Source organism: Sphingomonas sp., assembly GCF_031361285.1.
Classification (GTDB): domain Bacteria; phylum Pseudomonadota; class Alphaproteobacteria; order Sphingomonadales; family Sphingomonadaceae; genus Sphingomicrobium.
Genome location: NZ_JANMCO010000025.1, coordinates 1 through 4,158, shown reverse-complemented (window position 1 = coordinate 4,158; position 4,158 = coordinate 1). Strand labels below are relative to the sequence as shown.

Annotated in this window: 4 protein-coding genes; all 4 read left to right on the top strand. The window is 61.8% G+C overall.

Going from position 1 to position 4,158, the window contains the following annotated elements:
- On the top strand, positions 1 to 1,814 hold a 1,814-nt coding region (locus RMO25_RS02690; protein ID WP_309661067.1), incomplete at its 5' end, for a hydantoinase B/oxoprolinase family protein.
- Between the two features lie 10 nt (positions 1,815 to 1,824).
- The gene (locus RMO25_RS02685; RefSeq protein ID WP_309661066.1) at positions 1,825 to 3,021 is read left to right on the top strand and encodes a CoA transferase; all 1,197 of its coding nucleotides are present in this window, start codon (positions 1,825 to 1,827) and stop codon (positions 3,019 to 3,021) included.
- Between the two features lie 9 nt (positions 3,022 to 3,030).
- Complete coding sequence (locus tag RMO25_RS02680) at positions 3,031 to 3,660, top strand: isochorismatase family protein (RefSeq protein WP_309661065.1); 630 nt, start codon at positions 3,031 to 3,033, stop codon at positions 3,658 to 3,660.
- A gap of 3 nt (positions 3,661 to 3,663) precedes the next feature.
- On the top strand, positions 3,664 to 4,158 hold a 495-nt coding region (locus tag RMO25_RS02675; protein WP_309661064.1), incomplete at its 3' end, for an aconitase family protein.

The window sequence follows — 4,158 nt, the reverse complement described above, 5'->3', positions numbered from 1 at the left end:
CCCTCGACATCATCGAAAATGCGCTCCGAAACGCTCGCGTCGAAATGGATGCGACACTCGTGCGAACCGCCATGTCGCCTGGAATTCGCGAACAGGGCGACGCCTTCCCGCTGATCGCCGATCACAAGGGGCGGATGCTGGTCGGCCAATTCGGATCGTTCATCGGCGGCTTTCTTGAAGGCTATGAAGGGAGCGTCGAGGAAGGTGACATGTTCTTCCTCTCCGACCCCTATTCGGTCGAAGGAGCGATTAGTCATTCGAACGACTGGCTGGTCCTGCTGCCCGTGTTCAAACAGGGACGGCTGATCGCCTATACCGCGATGTTCGGCCATCAGTCCGACATCGGTGGCAAGGTCGCCGGGTCGATGCCAATCGACGCTCGCACCATTTTCGAGGAAGGGGTGCGGATTCCGCCCGTTAAGCTGTACCGGAAAGGCGAATATAACGCCGAGCTATTCAAGCTCGTCATGCACCAGACCCGCAAACCCGATTGGTGCACCGCCGACCTCAACGCGCTGATCGCCTCCTGCCGGGTGGCTGCAAGGCGCGTGATCGAAATGGCGGACAGATTTGGCGACGATCTTTACGTCTCGGCAACCGACGAGCTGCTCGCGCGCAACCATCGCGCAATGAAGCAGCTGATCGCCTCCTCAATCGGAGAAGCGCCGGTGAGCTTCGAGGATTATGTCTGCGACGACGGCATGGGGCGCGGCCCCTACAAGATTCGCTGCACCATGTGGCGCGAGGGCGATCGAGTAGTCCTGGATTTCGATGGCACCGATCCGCAGAGCGAAGCCTCGATTAATTTCTACCTCAACGAGAACATGTTCAAAATGTTCTTCGGAATCTACATGATCATGGTCTTCGACCCGCAGATCCTGTTCAACGACGGTTTCTACGACCTAATTGACGTCCGAATTCCGGACGGGTCCCTGCTCAAGCCAAAATTCCCGGCCGCCTTGTCGGGGCGCACCCATGCATTGGGCCGGATCTTCGACGTGCTCGGCGGTCTTTTGGGCCAGAAGACTCCGGAATTCCTCAATGCCGCTGGCTTTTCCTCCTCCCCTCACCTGTTTTATTCGGGCCTCGACGGCAACGGCGAATGGTTCCAGCTTTTCCAGATCGGCTTCGGCGGAATCCCTGGCCGTCCGCTGGGCGACGGGCCCGATGGCCACTCGCTTTGGCCAGGGTTCACCAATGTCCCGAACGAGTTTCTCGAACGCTATTTCCCATTGGTTATCGAGCGCTATGAAACCGAAGCCGACAGCGGCGGCGCTGGCCTGCACCGCGGCGGCAATGGCATCCACATGACATACCGCTTCCTTGAGCCTGGAGTGGTCGCCATCCATGACGACCGCTGGTTCGTCCCGCCGTGGGGCGTCAACGGTGGCGAACCGGGCGCGCGGGCAAGGAAAATTCTCGAAAGGGCCGACGGTTCGCGGAGCGTAATCGGCAACAAGGTCGAGGATGTGCGGGTCGAAGCGGGGGACCAACTTCACTTCATCACTTGGGGCGGCGGCGGATGGGGCGATCCGCTCGACCGTGAACCCGAGCTCGTTGCAAAAGAAGTCCGGCAGGGTCTCGTGACTGTCGACGGTGCACGCCGCTATGGCGTGGCCGTAACCGCCAGTCATGAAGTTGACGCCGGCAAGACTGCCGCATTGCGCGACGATTTGCGCGGCCAGCGCAGCGAGGCGCTGCCGTTGTTCAACTTTGGACCCGATATCGACACGCTGCGCGCGAACTGCATGGCCGAAACCGATCTTCCACCTCCCCAGCCGCCGGTGTGGAAGCACCGGCCGCAGGCGGATTGAAGCGCCGGTCATGACACTTGGCGAACATGGCGCGCTTCGCGGCATTCGCGTCATCGAGATCGGGCAGCTGATCGCCGGGCCCTTCTGCGGCCAATTGCTCGGCGACATGGGTGCGGACGTCCTGAAGGTAGAGCCACCCGGCGACGGCGACCCAATGCGCAACTGGGGAAGAGGCGACGACAAATTATGGTGGGAGGTCGTCGCGCGAAACAAGCGTTCGATATCCGCCAACTTGCGCCTGCCTGAAGGGCAGCAACTGGTGCGCAAGCTCGCCACTACTGCAGATATCTTGATCGAGAACTTTCGGCCCGGAACATTGGAGCGCTGGAACCTCGCTCCCGAATCCCTCCAGGCGCTCAACCCTCGCCTGATCATCGTCCGCGTTTCCGGCTATGGCCAGACCGGCCCATATTCGAGCCGCGCGGGGTTCGGTGGCATTGGCGAAGCCATGGGCGGGTGGCGTTACATTGTCGGCGATCCCGACCGGCCCCCGTCGCGCATGGGGGTCTCGATCGGCGACACGCTCGCCGCAACATATGGCTGCATGGGAGCGCTCGCCGCGCTCCATGCCCGCGAACGTACTGGCGTCGGGCAGATCGTCGATTCGGCACTTTACGAAGCTGTGCTTCAAGTGATGGAAAGCCTGATCCCGGAGTATCAGGTCGCGGGCTATGTCCGCGAGCGATCTGGATCGGCGCTGCCCGGCATCGCGCCGTCAAACGTCTATCCATGCAAAGACGGCCAATATCTGATCGGCGCCAATCAGGACGCAGTGTTCGCGCGTCTCTGCACGGCGATGGGCCGGCCCGAACTCGCTGATGATCCACGCTACGCGGACCATCTCGCGCGAGGCCGACATCAAGTGGAGCTGGACGCGCTAATCGCCGACTGGACCCGGAATCAGACGACCGCCGAGGTCGAGAAACTGATGATCGAACATGGCGTACCTGCCGGAAATATTTATCGAGCCCCCGAAATGCTCGCCGATCCGCATTTCAAGGCCCGCGAGGCGATCATCGATCTCCCCACCGAGAAATGGGGGCCACTCAAGATGCAGGCCCCCTTCCCCAAGCTATCGCACACACCAAGTTCGGTCCGCTCGCCAGCTCCGACCCAGGTCGGCCAGCATAATGCGGAGATCTATGGCGAAGAGCTGGGCTATAGTGCTGATCAGCTCGACGCGCTGCGAGCAATCAACGCGATCTAGGGACCAGGCATGACGATTGGTAGCGACCGGACCGAAGCAGGGGCCTTCGATGGCCACCTTACTCCCGGCGAGCGCCCGGCGCTGCTGATCGTGGATATGGTGATGGCGTATCTGAAGCCCGGTTCGCCGCTCTTTCTTGGAGGAGAGGAGGCCGTCAAGGTAACCGCCCGGCTTGCCGCTTTGGCACGAAGCGCCGGAAACCCCGTGGTCTTCACCAACGTGCTCTATCAATCCAACGGCCGCGATGGCGGATTGTTCTATCGCAAAGTGCCAGGATTGCGGGCGTTCGATCAGGGATCGGATCTTGGCGATTTTCCACCAGGGCTCGTTTCCAATCCCAACGACATGGTTTTCACCAAGCAATACGCGTCGGCATTCTTCGGCACGTCGCTGGCGACCATGCTTCACGCCGAAGGGATCGACACCGTGTTGATTGCCGGCTTTTCGACCTCGGGCTGCGTCCGGGCGACAGCGGTCGACGCCATTCAGCACGGCTTCGCTCCATTCGTCGTCGACAGCGCCTGCGCAGACAGGACCCCGGAGGTCCATGCCGCCAATCTGTTTGATCTGGGGTGCAAATATGCCGAAGTAATCGGCGAAGAAGATGCGGCAGCCATCCTGTCCGCCGCGCGCGGGTAGGACGTGGCCGGCCCAACTTCATCAGCGCCGCGCACTCTCTACCAGAAGATCTGGGATGATCATGTCGTCGACCGCCACGACGACGGCACGTGCCTGCTCTACATCGACCGTCATCTCATCCACGAAGTCACCAGTCCGCAGGCGTTCGATGGCTTGCGTGAGGCGGGGCGAAAAGTGCGTCGCCCCGACCTCACTCTCGCGGTCCCGGATCACAACTTGCCGACGACCCCGAGGCGCGACGGCCAAGGCCGGCCGATCCCGGTCGCCGACGCGGTCTCCGCGGCACAACTGGCCGCACTTGAAACCAATGCCGCCGAGTTTGGCATCCAGTACATCGATGCAGCCGACCCCAAGCAGGGCATCGTCCACGTGGTCGGCCCCGAGCAGGGTTTCACCCTGCCAGGCTGCACGCTCGTGTGCGGCGACAGCCATACGTCTGCCCATGGAGCTCTCGGTGCGCTCGCTTTCGGGATTGGCACGAGCGAGGTCGAACATGTC